Source organism: Flavobacterium sp. 25HG05S-40 (assembly GCF_052654735.1).
The window spans coordinates 3,328,507-3,349,055 of record NZ_CP199750.1 but is presented as its reverse complement, the minus strand read 5'-3'; the positions used below and the strand labels follow the sequence as shown (position 1 = coordinate 3,349,055).

Here is a 20,549-nt window from a genome sequence, read left to right as displayed (position 1 = left end):
GATTGCAACGGCATCCTTTTGCAAAAGCAAAAGATATAGTGGAAAGCGGGATGAGCTACTAAATTTTACAATCCGAATTCTTCTGTATTTTGTTCTTCTTCGATTGGAACAGCAGTAGAGTCGGGAATGGTATCTCTTTTACGTTCGTAACAATCCACTTTTATGGAGAGATTGTTGGGTCTTTCAAAAGGGTCTTTGGAGATGAGCAAATCTTTATCTTCGTAGCACTTTTTCATCATATACCCCCAAATTGGCAAAGCAGCCGTTGCTCCTTGTCCGTAAGTGATGCCTTTGAAACGCGCCGAACGGTCTTCGCATCCCACCCAAACTCCGGTTACTAAATTAGGCACCATTCCGATAAACCAACCGTCGGACTGATTTTGCGAGGTTCCTGTTTTTCCGGCAATTGGATTCGTGAACATGTACGGATAGCCTGTCCAGCGATTGTCGCCACTGCCGCCACCTTGTGTTCTCAAACGAACACCTGAGCCACTTTCGGTTACGCCTTCTAATAATTTAATTACGGCATAAGCAATATCTTTATTTAAAACATCGTGGGTATCCGGTACGGGTTCGTAAAGGACGACGCCATTTTTATCTTCTATTCTGCTGATGAATTGCGGTTTAATATACACGCCTTGGTTGGCAAAAGTACTGTAAGCAGCCACCATATCTTCCACAGTGATTTCGACAGCACCTAACGCAATAGAAGGTTGTGCCGGAATTTCTGATTTTACGCCAAGTTTTTTAGTTAGAGCAGCCACAGCTTCTGGTCCGGTTTTGTCAATCAGTTTAGCCGAAACGGTGTTGATAGAAAGTGCCAAAGCTCTTTTTAGCGTTACCATGCCGCGGTATTGACGGTCAGAATTTTTTGGTTCCCAGTCGGCAGTAACGTTGTGTCTTCCTTTATGTATCATAAATGGACTGTCGATGATAGAATCACAAGGTGACATTCCTAATTGTTCGATTGCGGTAGCATACACAAACGGTTTGAACGTAGAACCTACTTGTCGGGCACCTTGACCCACGTGGTCGTATTGGAAATATTTATAATCAATTCCACCAACCCACGCTTTGATATGTCCGGTTTGTGGTTCCATAGACATGAGTCCGGCCTGAAGGAAATGTTTGTAATATCGAATTGAATCCATAGGTGTCATCAACGTGTCAATTTCGCCTTTCCAAGAGAAGATTCTCATTTTCGTTTTGATATCAAAAGATGCGATGATTTCGTCTTCTGTTTTGTCCATATCTTTCATCACGCGCCACCGTTCCGAATGACGCATGGCTTGGTTGATGATTTTTTTAGTTTCTTCGGCTGTGATGTTGATAAAAGGCGCGTTTTTATTGTCCTTTTGCTGTGCGAAGAATTCCTGTTGCAGGTTTTTCATGTGTGCCTGAACGGCTTCTTCGGCGTGTTCCTGAATTTTGGAATCGATAGTAGTATAAATTTTCAATCCATCGGTGTAGATGTCATAATCCGTGCCATCAGGTTTTTTGTTTTCTTTGACCCAGTTTTTCATGTACTCGCGCAGAAACTCTCGGAAGTAAGTAGCGATTCCTTCTTTGTGCGTTTGTAGTTTGAAATCGAGTTTTATCGGTAGTTGACTTAAACTTTCTTTTTGAGATTCGGTAATGATTTTTGACTTCAACATTTGAGAAAGCACCACATTTCTTCTGTTTTTTACGCCTTGCGGATTTCTAACCGGATTGTATAACGAAGAGTTTTTAAACATGCCGACTAAAATAGCCGATTCGTCTATCGTTAAATCTTTAGGTTCTTTGGAGAAATACGTTTTGGAGGCCGAACGGATTCCGATGGCGTAATTATTAAAATCATACACATTGAAATACATGGCTATGATTTCATCTTTAGTATACTGTCGTTCTAACTTGATAGCGATAATCCATTCTTTTACTTTTTGAATGACACGAAACAGAAAGAATTTGGAACCTTCACCATGAAACAATTGTTTGGCTAACTGCTGTGAAATAGTACTTGCACCTCCATCGGAACCTAATTTTAAAGCCGCTCCAAAAGTTCTTCGGGCGTCAATGCCGGAATGCTCATAAAATCGTTCGTCTTCGGTTGCTACCAGTGCCTTAACCAAGTGTGGTGGTAAATCCTGGTATTTAATTGGCGTTCGGTTTTCGTTGTAAAATTTACCAATTGTAACACCATCCGAAGAAATAACTTCGGTAGCCAAATTGGATTCGGGATTTTCCAGGTCTTCAAAAGAAGGCATACTTCCGAAAAAGCCCCACGATGCCAACGCAAAAAAGAGTGCCATTACACCCATACTATAGAAAAATAATTTCCAAAATTTATTTTTGTAGTAGTTGATGTCTTTGACGGTAGCTTTGTTGTTTTTTTGTGCCATAATTTTATTCGGTAGATTCTATTCTAAAGCCAACATCTGTAATGCCCGAAAGAGACGAAACACCTTCAATTTTTCCGGTTTGTCGTGTAGCATGTCGGATATGGATTTTGTAAATTCCTTTTTGGGTAAAATTTTGTTTGTCTTTATAAAAAAGCTTGTTTTCCTTGATGTCCGAGAAGCCTTCTCCAAGAAGTGTGCCATCGGGATTGGTCATTTGATATTCCAAAGTATCTACTTTTACCTGATGATTTGGGTGTTCCAGCGATACAATCAGGAACAGATTATTGAAAGGATACGCATCATTATCTCTCACATTCACGTACATATTGTAGTGCTTTTTTGAGTCTAATTTTGGCAGTTCAAAAGTGACTACACTGTCTTTATGCCAGGCATTCCCAACCGATTGATATTGGTCAAAAACTCTTTTTTCATCACAAGAAATAACCAAAAGGAACACTAAAATAAAAAGGATGCTATTCTTTATTTTCATTCTTTTTTATGATTACAGGTTTTTTGTTTTGTGGCCTTGGTTTTTGATTTTGGGCTTGATTTTGTTTTTGTGGCTGTCCTTGTTTTGGATTTTGTCCTTGTTTTGGATTTTGGTTTTGAGGTTGTCCTTGATTTTGATATGAACTTTGAATCGCAACTTTATTTTTGTTTTTGTTACGGTTTTTGTTTTTGCTCTTTTTAGGCTGGTCAAATCGGGTCAAACTCTCTTGTCCCATAGCATTGTTAAAGTCTTTTTCAGGTTCAGCAACCATTTCCAGTGCAAAATCTTCCAACGAACTTACTTTTCTGCTTTGCTTGTTTTCAGCCACTATTTCTTTGACTTGCTCTATATTCAACACATGCCAGTTGGCAAAATTATCGGTATAGGCAAACCACATTAGCCCTTTAAAAATATCTTGTTTTTGACAAATAGCATCGCCTTTTTCGGTTTTCAATTTGGTTTCAAAATCCGGAAATCCTTTTAAGGCATCCATATAAGTGTCTAACTCATAGTTCAGACAGCATTTTAATTTTCCGCATTGTCCGGCTAATTTTTGTGGATTTAAAGAAAGTTGTTGGTAACGGGCTGCTGAGGTATTCACGCTTCTAAAATCGGTTAGCCAAGTGGAACAACAAAGTTCTCTTCCGCAAGAACCGATGCCGCCTAAACGGGATGCTTCCTGACGCAAACCTACTTGTTTCATCTCGATGCGGGTATTGAAAACACGCGAATAGTCTTTGATTAACAGTCTAAAATCGACCCTGTCGTTGGCAGTGTAGTAAAAAGTTACTTTAGAACCATCGCCCTGAAACTCTACATCGGAGATTTTCATTTCCAATTTGTGAACAATCGCCAATTCACGAGCTTTCACTTGCATTGGTCCTTCTTTGTCACGAGCTTCGCTCCAAATATCGATATCTTTTTGAGATGCTTTTCGGTAAATTTTAGCGATATCAGGACTGGTGTGATTTACACCTTTTTTCTTCATTTGGATTTTTACCAATTCACCGGTTAACGTAACAATCCCAACATCATGTCCAGGTGAAGCCTCTGTGGCCACAACATCTCCAATGCTTAAGGTTAGTTTTTCGGTATTGCGGTAAAAGTCTTTGCGACCATTTTTGAAACGTACTTCCACGCAGTCAAACGGAGTTTCTCCATTGGGCAGACTCATATTGGACAGCCAATCAAAAACCGTTAATTTATTGCAGCTATCGGTGCCGCAAGTCCCATTATTTTTGCATCCTTTAGGCGCACCGCCATCAGATGTTGAACAACTTGTACAAGCCATAATGTGTATATAGATATGTCGATCGCCCTAAATATGCATCCGGGCTACTCTCATTAACGTTAAAAGTGTAAAGATAGTATTTTTTGAAGTTTTAAAAATTCTTTTATCTATTAATTGAAGTCGTTTTTTTATTCCATTTTTTGGGTATATTCGCTTACTTAATGAAACAAATCTAAAAATGAAAAAAGTAAAATTAGTAGCCTTGATGGCATTATCAGGGCTTGTTTTTTCTTGCTCTTCCGATGACGGAGCAACAACTTCTGGTGAACTTACCGGAAGATGGTTCTACAAAGAATACCAAGTAAGCGGAGAAACAATTCCTTATGACGATCATGAAGCATGTGGTAAAGATTACATTCAATTTAATACCGATGGGACGGGCGCTAGTGTAGATATTTGGGATTGTGTTCCAGATGTAGCATCGTTTACGTACACGAGATCTGGTAATAACATTACCGTCACTTCGGATGGCTTATCCGATACTGCCCGAATTATCGAGCTTTCAGCAACTACTTTAAAAGTCAAAGTAAGTTATGATTTTGATGATGATGGGGATGATGAATCCGTGGTTGAAGTTTATACCAAAAGCTAAATAAAAAAAGCCGAAGTAATTCGGCTTTTTTTATGTTGTTTTAATTGAAGTTTCCTGCTGGTGCCAACAATTCAATTCTTCCTGAAAAGATTTATTAGCTGATAATTTTATATAATGTATCCGATAAACGCACTCTAAAAGGTACTGCAAAAGTTACTTTGTCGCCTGGTTTTGCAAAAGTATTTTCAGTTCCGTTGACCAACATGGTTTCTAAAATTAATTCTTCATTTCCGGTTGTTGGTCCTGAAATCAGGATTTTATCGCCCACATGCAATTCTTGATTTTCAATGATAAAAAGACCAACGCCTGCTTTTACATAGTAGTGCTCTACTTTTCCGATCAGGACTTTTTTGATTTTGATTTTCTGACGGATATCTGTTGATTTCTCGGCTTTTGCCAAGGACGTGTCGGACAATGCACCCGAATGTTTGAATTTGAGATTTTCCGACTTTCCTTTTCTAAAAACTTTATTACCCACTTGTTTGCCGCTTCTCAATTGTACTTGTTCTGCCAAGGGAAGATGGGTGATTTCTAAACATTCGGTGGAACAGCAATTTTCCATCGCAGCTTTGCAGTCATCACATTGAATAAACAACAAATGGCAACCGTCGTTAGAACAATTCGTATGATTATCACACGGTTTGCCACATTGATGGCATTGCGAAACAATATCGTCGGTAATTCGTTCGCCTAATCTGTGATCAAAAACAAAGTTTTTTCCAATAAACTTGCTTTCCAAACCTTCTTCTTGGATTTGCTTCGCATAATTGATGATTCCGCCTTCCAATTGAAATACATTTTTGAATCCTTGGTGTTTGAAATAGGCTGATGCTTTTTCGCAACGAATGCCTCCGGTGCAATACATCACCAAGTTTTTATCTTCTTTAAAATCTTTTAATTGTTCGTTGATGATTGGCAAACTTTCTCTAAACGTTTCTACATCAGGAGTAATAGCGCCTTTGAAGTGGCCAATTTCACTTTCGTAATGATTTCTGAAATCAACCACAATCGTATTTGGGTCTTCTAAAATTTGGTTGAATTCTTTGGCTTTTAAATGCACACCAATGTTGGTCACATCAAAAGTGGCATCGTTTAGACCGTCGGCTACAATTTTGTCCCGAACTTTTACGGTTAGTTTCAAAAACGAATGGTCATCGTGTTCCACAGCCACATTCAAGCGGATGTTTTTCATGAAATCGTAAGCTTCTAAAGTGTCACGAAAGGCTTCCATGTTTTCCGCTGGAATACTCATTTGCGCATTAATACCTTCTTTGGCGACATAGGTTCGGCCTAGAGCATCAAGACGGTTCCATTGGATAAATAAATCGTCGCGAAATTTTTTGGGATCTTCAATTTTGGCATACGCATAGAAAGACAAAGTAAGTCTTTGTTTGCCAGCTTGATCAATAAGCTCGGCTCTTTCTTCTGCGCTTAAGGTGTTATACAGTTGCATGCTATAAACGTTTAAGTGAGAATTATGTTTTTAAACTCTAAATGGAAGAATTCGGGCAAATATAATTTGAAAATTTGAAAATGTGTTGATTTGAAAATGAAAAGTCTTCCAAAAATTACGTTTTGGAAGACTTTAAATTGAAAAGTAAAGGTTCTTTAACAGAATTCTGCGTAAGCGTCTTTTAGATTTTCTGCAATCATTTCTGCAGGACGTCCTTCAATGTGATGGCGTTCTAACATGTGTACCAATTCACCGTTTTTGAACAAAGCCATGCTTGGTGATGAGGGTGGAAAAGGAAACATGTGCTGACGCGCAGCATCTACCGCTTCTTTGTCAACTCCGGCAAAAACGGTTACTAAATGATCGGGTTTTTTGGTACCGTCTAAACTCATTTTAGCTCCGGGACGCGCATTTCTCGCCGCACAACCACAAACCGAATTCACAACCACAAGTGTGGTGCCTTCCGCTTTTATGGCTTCTTCTACAGCTTGTGCACTATATAAATCTTGAAAACCAGCTTCTGAAAGTTCAGCACGCATAGGTATTACCATTTCTTCTGGATACATAATTATAATTTTATATTTTAGACTTATGATTTAGATTTAAAAATCTGTTGCAAAGGTAAGGAGATTTCTGTTTTTTAGAATCGAGAGTGTTATAAAGATTTGTTATTGTTTTATAGCAACTGCATTACATTTTCAGAATTCCATTCACAAATTGTTCAATCGAATCTTTGCTTGTTCCATTTTCTTTCAAATGTTTTATAAAAGCACTACCAATAATCGCACCCGAGCCATAATTGCAGACCGTTTCAAAAGTCTTTTTATCATGAACGCCAAAACCTATTAAATGCGGATTTTGCAACTTCATGTTCTGAATGCGTTGGTAATAATCCGTTTGAAAAGTAATCGCATTGGTGCTTCCGGTAATACTATTGGACGAAACCAGATAGATGAATCCCGATGAATAACTATCCAATTGTTTAATGCGTTCTTTCGAGGTTTCGGGTGTTACCAATAACACATTTGAAATTTGATTTCGCTCACATAATTCTTTAAAATTTGAGAGATAGTAATGCAACGGCATGTCAGGAATAATAATTCCGTCAACACCAACTTCAGCACATTTTTCTATGAATTCCTTTTCTCCAAATTGTAAAACCACGTTCAAATAACCCATCAATACAATTGGTTTTTGAGTGATCTTTCGAAGCGATTGCAATTGTTCAAATAAAAGATGTAAAGTCATTCCATTTTCAATTGCCGTACCGCTACTTTCTTGAATAACTGGTCCATCGGCTAAAGGATCGGAATATGGAAACCCGATTTCTATCATATCAACATCACTTTCATCTAAATGTTTTAAAATGGTAAGCGTATCGTTCAAATTTGGAAAACCTGCCGTAAAATACAACGACAAAATATTCTCTTTTTTAGTTTCAAATAAGGATTGAATTCTATTTTTCATCGCTACTATAATTTTGTAAGGTTGCCAAATCTTTGTCGCCTCTGCCAGATAAATTTACGACCACAACATCGGTAGTTTTAAATGTCATTTTATGCAAATAGGCCAATGCGTGTGCCGACTCAATTGCTGGAATAATGCCTTCTTTTCGAGACAAATCATACGCTGCTTGCATCGCTTCATCATCGGTAATCGAAACTACTTCAGCTTTTTTCGTATCATGCAAATAGGAGTGAATCGGACCAATTCCGGGATAATCCAATCCTGCCGAAATCGAATGCGGCTCAACAATTTGACCGTCATCGGTTTGAATTAAGTAGGTTTTACTTCCATGAATGATTCCTTTTTTACCTAAAGCAATCGTCGCTGCAGTTTTACCAGAATGAACGCCTAAACCACCAGCTTCTACAGCAATTAATTGTGTTTTTCCGTTGTCGATAAAATGATAAAAAGCACCAATCGCATTGCTTCCGCCGCCAAGACAAGCCACAACATAATCAGGGTTTTCATCGCCTGTTTTTTGCTTCAATTGGATTTTAATTTCTTCACTAATCACCGATTGAAATTGCGCCACCAAATCGGGATAAGGATGCGGACCAACAACCGAACCAATAATATAATGCGTTCCAACCGGATCGTTTATCCAAGCTCTGATGGCTTCGTTAGTAGCGTCTTTTAACGTTTTACTTCCGCTAGTTGCAGGCTGAATTTTTGCACCTAATAATCGCATACGTTCCACATTGGGTTTTTGGCGTTCAATGTCGATTTCGCCCATATAAATCGTGCAATCCAATCCTAATAACGCACAAGCAGTCGCAGTTGCAACGCCATGTTGTCCAGCGCCAGTTTCAGCAATAATTCGTTTTTTGTTGAGTCGTTTGGCTAACAAAACTTGACCAATGGCATTGTTGATTTTGTGCGCGCCCGTGTGATTCAAATCTTCTCTTTTCAGATAAATTTGCGCTTGGAATTGTTCCGATAAATTCTTCGAAAAATACAATGGTGTTGGTCGTCCAACATAATCTTTTAATAATATTTTGAATTCTTTTTGAAAGTCTTCTGTTGTTATGATTTGTAAGTAATTTTGTTGCAGTTCCAATACGTTTGGATACAACATTTCGGGTACAAAGGCGCCGCCAAATTCGCCATAAAATCCGTTTTCATCAGGCTGTAAAGTCGTTTTCATCGTCCTCTTATTTTATCTATTAATTCGCTAACTTCTTCAGTAATCTTTTTAGTATTGATATCTTCTAATTTGCTATTAAAATCTAATCCCATTAACATCGGATAATTAGCGTATTTAATTTGACCAATGTTTTGAATGCACAGTCCACCGCTTAAAAAAAAGGGTTTTGATGAATTGTAATTTTCTAATAGTTCCCAATTAAATGTTTTCCCACTTCCACCATATTTAGGTGTTTTTGTGTCGAATAAAAAGTAATCGCAAACCGATTCATAAGCCACAACTTCATTAAAATTGAAATACTCATCTATCAAAAATACTTTGATAACACTAATATTATTTTCTTTTAAAATTTCACATTCAGCAACCGATTCATTTCCGTGTAATTGAATAAAATCAAACGAAAATTGCTTTTGAATTTCAATAATTCGATTAACATCTTCATTTACAAAAACCGCAACTTTTTTAATGTTTTCAGGTAATTTTTCTAATGATTTGTTTGAAAAATCTGCACCAACATAACGCTTCGATTTTGGGTAGAAAATAAATCCCATATAATCGGGTTGTAAGGCACCGACTTCAAGTATATTTTTTGGAAATTTCATGCCGCAGATTTTTATTTGCATACCAATTGCTGTATTAAATTTTTACATTTTTCTGCTGGATTTTCGGCTACCATAAAATATTCTCCCATTAAAAATCCATTAAATCCATTGGCTTGTAAAAGCTGGACGGTTTCTAAAGAATTGATTCCACTTTCAGCAATTTTAATACTGGATTTGGGTAACAATTGCGCCAATCTAATGCTATTCTCAATTGAAACTTCAAAGGAATTTAGATTGCGATTATTAATCCCGATTAAATCAAAATTCAAATCCATGTTTTCCAAAATTTCGGCTTCATTTTGGGTTTCTAGAAACACTTCCATTCCTAATTCGTGTGCCAAATTGGTACAAGATTGCATTTGTTTTTTGGTCAAAATTTTAGCAATCAACAAAATCACATCCGCGCCCATCGCTTTCGATTCAATAATTTGGTATTCATCGACTATAAAATCCTTTCGCAACATCGGAATAGTGTTGTTTTTTCGAGCTAATTCAAAGTCATTTTTTCTTGCTCCAAAAAAATCTGAATCCGTTAAAACCGATAATCCAGAAACTGCTGCGTTAGCATAACCTTGCGTAACTTCAATAACATTGGCATCCAAATTTATGTTGCCTTTAGCAGGAGATTTTCTTTTGAATTCGGAAATAATTCCACCAGTTACCGAACTTTCAATAGCTTTTTTCAAAGAATGCGTTGCCGAATTAAACAACGGTTGTTCTTCTAAAAATGAAGTAGAAAATTGCGCTTTTAAATTGGCAACTTCTTTTAATTTTTGCGCTTTTATTGTATCTAAAATAGTCATTGAATTTCTTTTAATCGGTTAAACGAATTCTTAGCTTTCAATCCGAAAAGTGATTCCTTAGCTTGAGCAAAGGCTTGTTCAAAATTCAGATTTGGATGATACGTTTGAATCGCCAAAGCAGCATTTACTAAAACTACATTGTTTTGTGATTCAGTTCCTTTTCCGTCAATAATTGTGGTAAAAATTGAGGCTGCTTCTTCTAGAGTTTCGCCTCCATACAATTCGGAAAAAGCAATGTTTTTGAAACCAAAATCTTTAGCTTCTATAAAGCGTTCACCTGTGTTAGTAATCAACTTGGTTTTATCGGTCAGCGTTACTTCATCAAAACCATCCAAACCATAAATTACGGTGTATTGGCTGTTTTCCTCTTGCAACAAATACTGATACATTCGCGCCAATTCTAAACTAAAAACGCCTGTCATTTGAACCTTTGGAAAAGCAGGATTTACTAATGGTCCAAGCATGTTAAAGAAAGTCTTAATACCTAATTCTTTACGAATAGGACCAACCGCTTTCATTGCAGGATGAAACAATGGCGCGTGCAAAAAACAAATGTTGGTTTCTTCAATTTGTTGTTTCAAAATAGTTTCATCGGTTTGAAAAACAACTCCCAAAGTTTCTAAAACATTGGACGAACCAGAAATGGAAGAAACGCCATAATTTCCATGTTTCGCCACTGGAATTCCTGCACCAGCAACTACAAAAGAAGTTAGAGTTGAAATGTTAAACGTATTTTTTCCATCGCCACCAGTTCCACATACATCCATTGGATTGTAAGCCGATAAATCGATTTTATGGCACAAGTTCAACAATGCTTCTCTGAATCCTAAAAGTTCATCCAGCGTAATATTTCGCATTATAAAAACCGTCAAAAAAGAAGCAATCTGACTTGGGTTGTATTTCCCTAAAGCGATGTCGGTTAGCACTTGTTTGGCTTCGTCTTTCGTTAGGGTTTTATGTTTGAATAAAGGTTCTAATATTGTTTTCATTTTAATTATTTATCCAATTAGTAAGTATCGTTTTTCCGTTTTCTGTGAGAATTGATTCAGGATGAAATTGCAATCCGCGGACATCGTATTTTTTATGTTTTATTGCCATGATATTTCCCAATTCGTCTTTGGCAAGAATTTCTAAATCATCTGAAATCGCTTCCGAAACAACCCACGAATGATAATGTCCAATCTTAAAATTTTTCGGAAGATTTTTAAATAAATAATCCTCTTCTACAATTTCAATTTCTGAAGCAACTCCGTGAAGTGGTTCTTTTAGATTGATTAATTGGGTACCAAAATGTTCTGCAATGGCTTGATGACCTAAACAAATTCCGATTATGCTTTTTGTGGAAGCAAATTCAGATAATAATTGCGGCATCATTCCAGCATTTTTTGGAATTCCTGGTCCAGGCGAAAGCACAATTTTATCGTACTGATGGATATACGAAAAATCGAGTTGATCGTTTTTTACAACATCAATTTCTGTGACACCAATTTCATAAAGTAAATGCACAATGTTGTACACAAACGAATCGTAATTATCTACTACTAATACTTTCATAAATTATATATTTTGCGCAAGTTGAATCGCTTTTCGAAGAGCAGAAAGTTTAGTTTCAACTTCATTCAATTCGCTGTTAACATCTGATTTTGTTACAATTCCGCAACCTGCTTGATACGTCAATTGATTGTTTCTACTGACGAACGAACGAATAAAAATCGCATGATTAAATCCGCCATTGAGTCCAATTATTCCAACCGTTCCGCCATAAAATCCGCGAGATTGTGGTTCGTAGTGATCTATTAATTGCATCGCTTTGTGTTTTGGCGCACCCGATAAAGTTCCAGCTGGATAAGTGTCGCCAAGAATTTTAATCGGATTGTATTCGGGTTGTAATTCGGCACTAACTTTAGAAACCATGTGAATTACGTGTGAGTAGTATTCGATTTTTTTGAAACTTTCGACTACTACTTTTTTACTCGATTTACTCAAGTCGTTTCTAGCCAAATCGACTAACATAATGTGTTCGGCATTTTCCTTTGGATCGGCCAAAAGTGCTTCGGCTAAAAGTGCGTCTTCGGTATCATTTCCAGTTCGTTTGAATGTTCCAGCAATTGGATTGATGATGGCTTTTTGGTCGTTTATGGTTAGTTGTGCTTCGGGCGAAGAACCAAATAATTTGAAATTTCCATAATCAAAATAGAACAAATACGGTGACGGATTAATCGATCTCAACGCTCTGTACACATTGAATTCGTCTCCTTTAAATTGTTGTTTGTATTTTCTAGAAAGTACGATTTGAAACACATCGCCAACAAAACAATGTTCTTGACCTTTTTTAATTGCTTCTAAAAAAGCTTCGTTGGTGAAATTAGATTCTTCTTCATTTTGAAGTGAAAATTTGAATTGCGTAACCGAACGATTGTTGATGATTTCCTGAATTTTATCCAAATTAGAAATTTCATTTTCTTGCAAATGTTCTAACAAAAAAAGTTCGTTATTAAAGTGATTGAACACAATCGTATAACGAAACAAATGATATTGAATCAAAGGCAAATCGAAATCGTTGTTGGTAAAAGTAATGGCTTCAAATAAAGGAATTGCATCGTAACTCGTGTAACCGAACAATCCCATCGTTTCAAATCCTAGGTTTAAATCTGATACCGAAAATGATTTGGCAAATTGATTCAGTTCAGTAGCAATTTCAATTTCTGAGGTTGGTTTTATTGTAACGTTTTTATCAGGAAAAGTGATTGTAGTTTCATTTGCATCAGCAATAAAGGAGGCAATTGGATCAAAACATAGGTACGAATAGCTGTTTTCTTTGCTTTTATAATCGGAGCTTTCCAGTAAAAAACTATTGGAAAATTGATCGCGGATTTTTAAATACAAACCCACTGGCGTATGCGTATCGCTAAGGGTTTTGATTACTTTGGTTTGAAAATTATATAACATGATAATTGATTTTTAGGAAAAAATTTGACATAAAAAAACCCGCTTGGAAAAGCGGGTTTGACGATATTGTAGAGATTTACAAATAGCAGTTACCAACCAATTCCAAAAACGGAGTTAGTAATGTGCCACCAATTTGTATTTTGTGTTTTGTTCATCATAATGGTACAAACGTATTGAATTATTTTGTTGCAATGGTAGTCTTTTTTAAAATTTAACATTTGTTATAGGACGTTATTTCTTCATTCTGCGCTTTAATTCTTGTTCTATGTTATTTAATTTCAGATTTTTAGCTTGAAGCAAAATCAAATAATGAAACAACAAATCGGCTGCTTCGCCAATAAACAAATCTTGATTATCGTCTTTGGCTTCAATTACTAATTCCACAGCTTCTTCACCTACTTTCTGTGCCATTTTATTGATTCCTTTCTGAAAAAGTGAGGCAACATACGATTCTGAATTTGGGTTTGAAATTCGATTTTCAATGACGTTTTCCAATTCTTTTAGAAAAGAAATTTGAGGTTCTGTTGCAAAACAAGAAGTCGTCCCGTTATGACAAGTTGGTCCGTTTGGAATTACTTGAATTAGCAATGCATCTTGATCGCAATCTTCTTGTATGGAAATCACTTTTAGAAAATTTCCAGACGTTTCACCTTTCGTCCAAAGGCTGTTTTTACTTCTACTAAAAAAAGTTACTACCTTTTCTTCTTGTGTTTTTTGCAAGGCTTCTTCGTTCATGTAACCCAACATTAAAACTTGTTGCGTTTCGTTATTTTGAATAATTACTGGAATTAATCCGTTGTTTTTTGAAAAATCTACCTTCATCGGATGGGAATATTTTGAGTTTTTAAAACGTTTTTTAATTCGGAAATCGGCACTTCATTAAAGTGAAAAATACTTGCCGCTAATCCGGCGCTGACTTCAGTTTTGGTAAATAAATCTATAAAATGTTGCGAATTTCCTGCGCCACCAGAAGCGATAACTGGAATGGAAACCACTTTACTAATTTCATTTGTAATTTCTAATGCAAATCCATCTTTGGAACCATCGTTATTCATTGAAGTTATTAGTAATTCTCCAGCACCTAATTCTTCCACTTTTTTCGCCCAATCAATAGCTAAAATTCCTGTTGATTCTGTTCCGCCTTTGATATAAACATACCATTCATTTTCTACTTTTTTGATGTCGATGGCAACCACCAAACTCTGACTTCCAAAAGGGTCTGAAATTTTAGTAATCAAATCCGGATTTAAAACGGCAGCCGAATTGATACTAACTTTATCCGCGCCAGATTGCAATAACAATCGCGCATCTTCAACCGACTGAATGCCACCACCAACAGTAAACGGAATATTGATTTCTTTGGACAATTGCGTGACCATTTCGGCTAATGTTTTTCGTTTTTCCAAAGTCGCACTGATGTCTAAAAACACCAATTCGTCCGCACCATTTTTAGAATAAAACGAAGCTAATTCTACTGGATTTCCAGCGTCTTTTAATTCTAGAAATTGCACGCCTTTTACAACGCGTCCGTCTTTTATATCTAAACACGGAATGATTCTTTTCTTTAACATAATTCGCGTAGATTTTCGATTTTTATTGTGCCTTCATATAATGCTTTTCCGATGATTGCGCCTTCGCAACCTATAGTTTTTAAAAGTTCTAAATCGGAAATAGTTGTAACGCCACCACTTGCAATTAAGTTGACTTTTGTCTTTTCTAAAATTTTAGAATACAATTCATTAGAAGTTCCTTGAAGCATTCCATCTTTGGAAATATCGGTACAAATAACTGTTGAAATTCCTTTTGAAATGTAGTCAGAAATGTAATCAACAACATCAAGTTCTGAACTTTCTAGCCAACCATGAGTGGCAATTTTTCTATTTAAACAATCTGCACCCAAAATGATTTTGTCACTTCCAAATTCTGTTAACCAATCTAAAAACTCAGTTGGATTTTTTGCAGCAATGCTTCCACCAGTGATTTGATTGGCTCCGTTTTCAAAAGCGATTTCTAAATCATTTCGTTGTTTCAATCCACCACCAAAATCGATTTTTAAATTAGTTTTTGTCGCAATTTGATATAATACTTTGTGATTGACAATTTGGTTCGATTTTGCGCCGTCTAAATCGACTAAATGCAAGTATTGAATGCCATTATCTTCAAAATATTTAGCGACTTCTAATGGATTTTCGTTATATATTTTTTGCGTGGCATAATCGCCTTTGGTCAATCGGACGCATTTTCCGTTGATGATATCTATAGCTGGAATAATTCTCATAATTTTAAAAAGTTTACTAAAAGTTGTTCGCCTATGCTAGATGATTTTTCAGGATGAAATTGTGTAGCATAGAAATTATCCTTTTGCATCGAAGCGCTAAACGGAACGATATAATTGCAAATTGCTGTGGTTTCCTGACAGATTTCGGCATAAAAACTGTGTACAAAATAGAAATTTTCATCGGCTGATATTCCGTTAAACAATTCAGAATTTATCTTTGAAATGTTATTCCAACCCATGTGTGGTACTTTTAATTTGGGTTCAAATTTCTTTACTGTCGCTTCAAAAATTCCTAAACATTCTGTGTTTCCTTCTTCCGAAAATTGGCACATCAACTGTTGACCAAGGCAAATTCCTAAAACTGGTTGTGTTAGGTTTTTTATGACTTCATCCAAACCTTTTTCTTTGAGATAATTCATCGCCGAACTTGCTTCGCCAACACCAGGAAAAATTACTTTCGCAGCTTGTTTCAAAATCGTTTCGTCATCGGTTACGATGCAAGAATAACCCAATCGTTCGACCGCGTTTTTCACCGAAGTGATGTTGCCTGCGTTGAATTTTACTAGTGCTATCATAGAATTCCTTTTGTGCTTGGTATGCCGTTTGTTCCGTCTTTTTGTACTGCCATTTTTATCGCTTTTGCAAATGCTTTAAAAATGGATTCTATTTTGTGGTGCTCGTTTTCGCCTTCACTTTTGATGTTCAAATTGCATTTGGCACCATCACAAAACGATTTAAAAAAGTGTGAGAACATTTCGGTTGGCATTTCTCCGATTTTTTCTCTGTTGAATTTGGCATCCCAAACCAACCACGAACGACCACCAAAATCCAATGCAACTTGCGACAAACAATCGTCCATCGGAAGTAAAAAACCGTAACGAGTAATTCCTTTTTTAGAACCCAAAGCTTGTGCAAAAACGTCGCCTAAAGCAATTCCGACATCTTCGATTGTGTGGTGTTCATCCACATATAAATCGCCTTTTACATTGATGTTCAAATCAATGTTTCCGTGTTTGGCAATTTGGTCTAACATGTGATCGAAAAATCCTAAACCGCTGTTGATGTTGCTTTTTCCGTTACCATCTAAGTTAATTTCAACCGCAATTTCGGTTTCTTTGGTATTTCGGATAAGCTTTCCGACTCGAGGTTGTTCTTTTAGAAATTGATAAATCGTTTCCCAAGAAGTCGTTGATAAAGTAGCTCGTTCATTGGCTGTAGCCGAAATAAAAATCGCCTGACTTCCTAAATTTTCTGCTAATTGAATATCGGTAATTCTATCTCCAATTACGAACGAGTTTTTCAAATCATAATTACCTTTAATATATTGTTGCAACAAAGCAGTTCCTGGTTTTCTTGTTGGCAAATTTTGCTCCGGAAACGACACGTCAATAATCACATCCGAAAATTGAATACCTTCGTTTTCAAAGGCTTGTAACATCTTATTGTGTGCGGGCCAAAACGTGTTTTCTAGAAACGAATTAGTTCCCATTCCGTCTTGATTGGTTACCATGACCAACTCATAATCCAGTTCTTTGGCAATGCGTGATAAGTACTGAAAAACCTGTGGATAAAACTCCAATTTCTCCAAACTATCCACTTGAAAATCGATTGGTGGCTCAATGATTAGCGTGCCGTCTCTATCTATAAATAATACTTTTTTCATGACATAACTAAATTTAAAGCATACACTAATTGTTGGTTTTCTCTTGGTGTTCCAATGGTAATTCGAATGGTGTTTTCAACGACCGAACTTCGGTTGCGTGTAATGATTTGTTGTTTGATTAAACTGTTGTAAATAGCGGTTGCATTTTCCATTTCGACCAATAAAAAATTAGCATCTGAAGGATAAATTTTAGTAACAAAATCTAATGCCAAAAGTGATTGTTTCAGCAACTCACGTTCCGATTTTATCAGTCGTACATTCGATTTAAATTCGTCATCGCTAGCTAATGATTGCACTGTCGCTTCTTGATTCAATTGACTCACATTATAAGGTGGTTTCACCTTATTCATCACTGAAATTATGGCTTCATTTGCATAAGCAATTCCAACGCGAACTGCTGCCAAGCCTCTCGCTTTACTGAATGTTTGTGATACAATTAAATTCGAAAATTGTTTGATTTTAGAAACCAATGATGGTTGTTCACTAAAGTCGATGTATGCTTCGTCTAAAAACACAATTCCGTTGAAATTTTCAATGATGTATTCCAAGTTTTCTAAAGAATTTCCTGTCGGATTGTTTGGCGAACACAAGTATAAAATTTTGACATTTTGTGCTAAAATCGCTTCGGTATTTAATTGAAAATCTTCGGTTAATGGAATCGAAATAATTTCAATATTATTGATGTTGGCATACACTTCATAAATACCATACGTTGGAGGACAAATGATGATTTTGTCTTCATTGGGTTCACAAAAAACGCGTTGGACCAAATCAATGATTTCGTCACTTCCGTTACCAATTAATATGTTTTCAATTCCGACTTTTTTCTGACTGCTTAAAATTTGTTTCAATCTCCATTGGTACGGATCAGGATAGCGATTTAACTTCCCAAACGGATTTTCATTCGCATCCAAAAAGATGCCTTCATTGCTTTTGTACTCGTCGCGCGCACTCGAATATGGCGTCAGCGAGAGAATATTTTTTCGAATTAAATTAGTGATATTATCCATTTTGTACTTTTTTTAATCGGATGGAAACGGCGTTTTTATGTGCGTCTAATTGTTCGGCAGCAGCCATAATTTCTATTGTTGGTCCGAGATTTTGAATGCCTTGTGAAGTCAGCTTTTGAAACGTGATTTTTTTGACAAAACTGTCCAATGAAACGCCACTGTAATTTTTTGCATAACCATTTGTTGGTAAGGTATGATTGGTTCCACTAGCATAATCTCCGGCACTTTCACAACTGTAATTTCCGATGAAAACGGAGCCTGCATTTTCGATGAATTCAATTTTATTTTCAGCATCTTCAATAGCTAAAATCAAATGTTCTGGTGCGTAAAAATTACTGAATTCAATTGCTGTTTTAATGTCTTCAAATATCAAAGCTCGACTGTTTTCTAATGCTTTTTCTACCGTTGCTTCTCGTGGTAAAATGGCTTTCTGATTTTCGATTGCTTCAATAACTTTCGCAACAATTTCTTCTGAATTTGTAACCAAAATTACTTGACTATCACCGCCGTGTTCCGCTTGTGAAAGTAAATCGGAAGCCACGAAATCAGGATCACAAGTTCCGTCAGCAATTACTAATAATTCACTTGGTCCGGCAGGCATATCGATAGCTATTCCTAGTTGTTGCGCATATTGTTTGGCAGCAGTTACGTATTGATTTCCTGGTCCGAATATCTTAGAAACTTTCGGAATTTCATCGGTTCCAAAAGTCATGGCAGCGATGGCTTGGATTCCGCCCACTTTATACATTTGCTTTACGCTTGTCAATTGCGCTGCATATAAAATTGCTGGATTGATGTTACCGTTTTTGTCGGGTGGCGAACACAAAATGATGTTTTTGCAACCGGCAATTGTAGCCGGAATCGTCAACATTAAAACCGTTGAAAAAAGCGGTGCCGTTCCACCCGGAATGTAAATGCCAATGGTATCGATGGCACGACTTTCTCTCCAACAAAAAACTCCCGAAGTAGTTTCAATTTTAGTCGGAATTTCTTTTTGTGAATTGTGAAATTTCGAAATATTATAAGCGGCAACTTGAATGGCCTTTTTCAATTCGGATGGAATTTGGGCAACCGCATTTTCAATTTCTGATGCCGTTACTGCGAAATTTTCTATTGACACACCATCAAAATAATTGGTATATTTTTTTACCGCTTTGCTTCCGTTTTTTTGGATGTCGTTAAAAACAGATTTCACGGTTTCGTTTAATTCGGCAGTGGCAACGGTTTTGCGTTTTGCCAATTCGTTCCATTGTTCTGCATTTGGATTTATATAAGTTTTCATAGTTTCTAATATTTTATCGAATCATTTTTTCTATCGGAATAATTAAAATTCCTTCGGCACCAAGATTTTTGAGTTGTTCAATAATTTCCCAATAATCGTCTTCTTTGATGACCGAGTGTAAACTGCTCCAATCTTTGTTGACTAGCGGTAAAATGGTAGGGGATTTCATTCCGGGTAACAACGAACAAATTTTTTCGATGGCTGAGTTTGGTGCGTTGAGCAAAATGTATTTGTTCTGTTTTCCTTCTCGAACGGCTTGCATTCTGAACAATAATTTATCTAAAATGACTTGATTTTCTGGCAATAGATTTGGATTTGAAACTAGAACGGCTTCACTTTTAGTAACGGTGGCTACTTCTTTCAATCCGTTCATCAATAAAGTACTTCCGGTGCTAACAATATCAAAAACGGCATCGGCTAGACCAATACTCGTTGCAATTTCAACACTTCCGCTAATTTCTTCAACAAATACAGAAATGTTTTTTTTGGCAAAAAAATCAATCAGAATTTTGGGATAACTCGTGGCAATTCGTTTGCCTTCAAAATAGTTTAAATCGGTGTAGATTTCGTCTTTTGGTATGGCTAACGACATACGACAACCCGCAAAACCAAGTTGTTGGAGGATGGTAATTTCTTTGTCTTTTTCCCAGACTTCGTTTTCGCCGAGAATTCCGATATCGGCAACGCCTTGTTCAACGTATTGCGGAATATCGTCATCGCGCAAGAAGAGAATTTCAATCGGAAAGTTTTGGGCGACGGCTTTCAGTTTTCGTTCGCCATTAGAAATTTTGATGCCACATTCTTCAAGAAGTTGGAGTGATTTTTCACTCAGTCGCCCACTTTTTTGGACTGCAATTTTTAAGGTACTCATTTTTTAATTTGGAATAAAATCTGAGTATATCACGAAGTGTATAAATACAAAAAACCCGTCTTGATATACTCAGACGGGTTTTTAATTATGTTATTTGATTAGGTACAATACATCATTAACTCGCCTGGTTGCAAGAATGATGATGATGGAATTGTGCACTAATCGTTTTCATTGTTTTATTTTGGTGGGACAAAACTATACATAACTTTTGTATGAAATAGTACTTTTGATAAA

The 20,549-nt window shown here is 36.5% G+C and carries 21 protein-coding genes; 1 reads left to right on the top strand and 20 read right to left on the bottom strand.

Going from position 1 to position 20,549, the window contains the following annotated elements; translation table 11 throughout:
• Positions 1–65: 65 nt before the first annotated feature.
• Genes ACULEU_RS14645 through ACULEU_RS14635 form a run of 3 tightly spaced genes read right to left on the bottom strand, consistent with a single transcriptional unit; the run spans position 66 to position 4,162 of the window.
• Positions 66–2,381: a penicillin-binding protein 1A gene (locus ACULEU_RS14645; protein ID WP_445453312.1), complete on the bottom strand. Its 2,316-nt coding sequence runs from the start codon at positions 2,379–2,381 to the stop codon at positions 66–68.
• A 4-nt stretch (positions 2,382–2,385) separates the two neighbouring features.
• Positions 2,386–2,871, bottom strand: a complete 486-nt coding sequence (locus tag ACULEU_RS14640) for a gliding motility lipoprotein GldH (RefSeq protein WP_445453311.1) — start codon at positions 2,869–2,871, stop codon at positions 2,386–2,388.
• Positions 2,855–4,162 carry a PSP1 domain-containing protein gene (locus ACULEU_RS14635; RefSeq protein ID WP_445453310.1) on the bottom strand — a complete coding sequence of 436 codons (1,308 nt, stop codon included), beginning with the start codon at positions 4,160–4,162 and terminating at the stop codon, positions 2,855–2,857. Before ACULEU_RS14635 ends, ACULEU_RS14640 begins: the two co-directional genes overlap by 17 nt.
• A gap of 178 nt (positions 4,163–4,340) precedes the next feature.
• Between ACULEU_RS14635 and ACULEU_RS14630 the strand changes: the two genes are divergently transcribed.
• Positions 4,341–4,754 (top strand): lipocalin family protein, encoded by a 414-nt coding sequence (locus ACULEU_RS14630; protein ID WP_445453309.1) that lies wholly within the window; start codon positions 4,341–4,343, stop codon positions 4,752–4,754.
• Between the two features lie 94 nt (positions 4,755–4,848).
• Here the strand turns inward: ACULEU_RS14630 and trhO are convergent, their stop codons facing one another.
• From trhO to hisG, 17 genes are all read right to left on the bottom strand, one after another.
• On the bottom strand, positions 4,849–6,207 hold the full coding sequence (trhO, locus tag ACULEU_RS14625) for an oxygen-dependent tRNA uridine(34) hydroxylase TrhO (RefSeq protein WP_445453308.1): 1,359 nt from the start codon (positions 6,205–6,207) through the stop codon (positions 4,849–4,851).
• A gap of 155 nt (positions 6,208–6,362) precedes the next feature.
• Entirely contained in the window at positions 6,363–6,773 is a 411-nt protein-coding gene (locus ACULEU_RS14620) for a BrxA/BrxB family bacilliredoxin (RefSeq protein WP_445453307.1), read from the bottom strand.
• Between the two features lie 124 nt (positions 6,774–6,897).
• Complete coding sequence (gene trpA, locus ACULEU_RS14615) at positions 6,898–7,674, bottom strand: tryptophan synthase subunit alpha (RefSeq protein WP_445453306.1); 777 nt, start codon at positions 7,672–7,674, stop codon at positions 6,898–6,900.
• The gene (gene trpB, locus ACULEU_RS14610; protein ID WP_445453305.1) at positions 7,664–8,857 is read right to left on the bottom strand and encodes a tryptophan synthase subunit beta; all 1,194 of its coding nucleotides are present in this window, start codon (positions 8,855–8,857) and stop codon (positions 7,664–7,666) included. The genes trpA and trpB overlap by 11 nt, the downstream gene beginning before the upstream one ends.
• The gene (locus ACULEU_RS14605) at positions 8,854–9,459 is read right to left on the bottom strand and encodes a phosphoribosylanthranilate isomerase (protein WP_445453304.1); all 606 of its coding nucleotides are present in this window, start codon (positions 9,457–9,459) and stop codon (positions 8,854–8,856) included. The genes trpB and ACULEU_RS14605 overlap by 4 nt, the downstream gene beginning before the upstream one ends.
• Before the next feature lie 11 nt (positions 9,460–9,470).
• Positions 9,471–10,262: an indole-3-glycerol phosphate synthase TrpC gene (locus tag ACULEU_RS14600; RefSeq protein ID WP_445453303.1), complete on the bottom strand. Its 792-nt coding sequence runs from the start codon at positions 10,260–10,262 to the stop codon at positions 9,471–9,473.
• Entirely contained in the window at positions 10,259–11,251 is a 993-nt protein-coding gene (gene trpD, locus ACULEU_RS14595) for an anthranilate phosphoribosyltransferase (protein WP_445453302.1), read from the bottom strand. The genes ACULEU_RS14600 and trpD overlap by 4 nt, the downstream gene beginning before the upstream one ends.
• A 1-nt stretch (position 11,252) precedes the next feature.
• Positions 11,253–11,816, bottom strand: coding sequence for an anthranilate synthase component II (locus ACULEU_RS14590; protein ID WP_445453301.1), 564 nt, complete (start codon positions 11,814–11,816; stop codon positions 11,253–11,255).
• A 3-nt stretch (positions 11,817–11,819) separates the two neighbouring features.
• Positions 11,820–13,211, bottom strand: a complete 1,392-nt coding sequence (locus ACULEU_RS14585) for an anthranilate synthase component I family protein (protein ID WP_445453300.1) — start codon at positions 13,209–13,211, stop codon at positions 11,820–11,822.
• A gap of 231 nt (positions 13,212–13,442) precedes the next feature.
• A complete protein-coding gene (gene hisIE / locus ACULEU_RS14580; protein WP_445453299.1) occupies positions 13,443–14,033 on the bottom strand; it encodes a bifunctional phosphoribosyl-AMP cyclohydrolase/phosphoribosyl-ATP diphosphatase HisIE in 591 nt (196 codons plus the stop codon).
• Positions 14,030–14,782, bottom strand: coding sequence for an imidazole glycerol phosphate synthase subunit HisF (gene hisF, locus ACULEU_RS14575; RefSeq protein WP_445453298.1), 753 nt, complete (start codon positions 14,780–14,782; stop codon positions 14,030–14,032). The genes hisIE and hisF overlap by 4 nt, the downstream gene beginning before the upstream one ends.
• Entirely contained in the window at positions 14,776–15,489 is a 714-nt protein-coding gene (gene hisA / locus ACULEU_RS14570; RefSeq protein ID WP_445453297.1) for a 1-(5-phosphoribosyl)-5-[(5-phosphoribosylamino)methylideneamino]imidazole-4-carboxamide isomerase, read from the bottom strand. The genes hisF and hisA overlap by 7 nt, the downstream gene beginning before the upstream one ends.
• Positions 15,486–16,064, bottom strand: a complete 579-nt coding sequence (gene hisH / locus ACULEU_RS14565) for an imidazole glycerol phosphate synthase subunit HisH (RefSeq protein ID WP_445453296.1) — start codon at positions 16,062–16,064, stop codon at positions 15,486–15,488. The genes hisA and hisH overlap by 4 nt, the downstream gene beginning before the upstream one ends.
• The gene (gene hisB, locus ACULEU_RS14560; protein ID WP_445453295.1) at positions 16,061–17,152 is read right to left on the bottom strand and encodes a bifunctional histidinol-phosphatase/imidazoleglycerol-phosphate dehydratase HisB; all 1,092 of its coding nucleotides are present in this window, start codon (positions 17,150–17,152) and stop codon (positions 16,061–16,063) included. Before hisB ends, hisH begins: the two co-directional genes overlap by 4 nt.
• Positions 17,149–18,162: a histidinol-phosphate transaminase gene (gene hisC, locus ACULEU_RS14555; protein WP_445453294.1), complete on the bottom strand. Its 1,014-nt coding sequence runs from the start codon at positions 18,160–18,162 to the stop codon at positions 17,149–17,151. Before hisC ends, hisB begins: the two co-directional genes overlap by 4 nt.
• Positions 18,155–19,444, bottom strand: coding sequence for a histidinol dehydrogenase (hisD, locus tag ACULEU_RS14550; protein WP_445453293.1), 1,290 nt, complete (start codon positions 19,442–19,444; stop codon positions 18,155–18,157). The genes hisC and hisD overlap by 8 nt, the downstream gene beginning before the upstream one ends.
• Positions 19,445–19,457: 13 nt before the next feature.
• Positions 19,458–20,315: an ATP phosphoribosyltransferase gene (gene hisG / locus ACULEU_RS14545; protein ID WP_445453292.1), complete on the bottom strand. Its 858-nt coding sequence runs from the start codon at positions 20,313–20,315 to the stop codon at positions 19,458–19,460.
• Between the last annotated feature and the right edge of the window lie 234 nt (positions 20,316–20,549).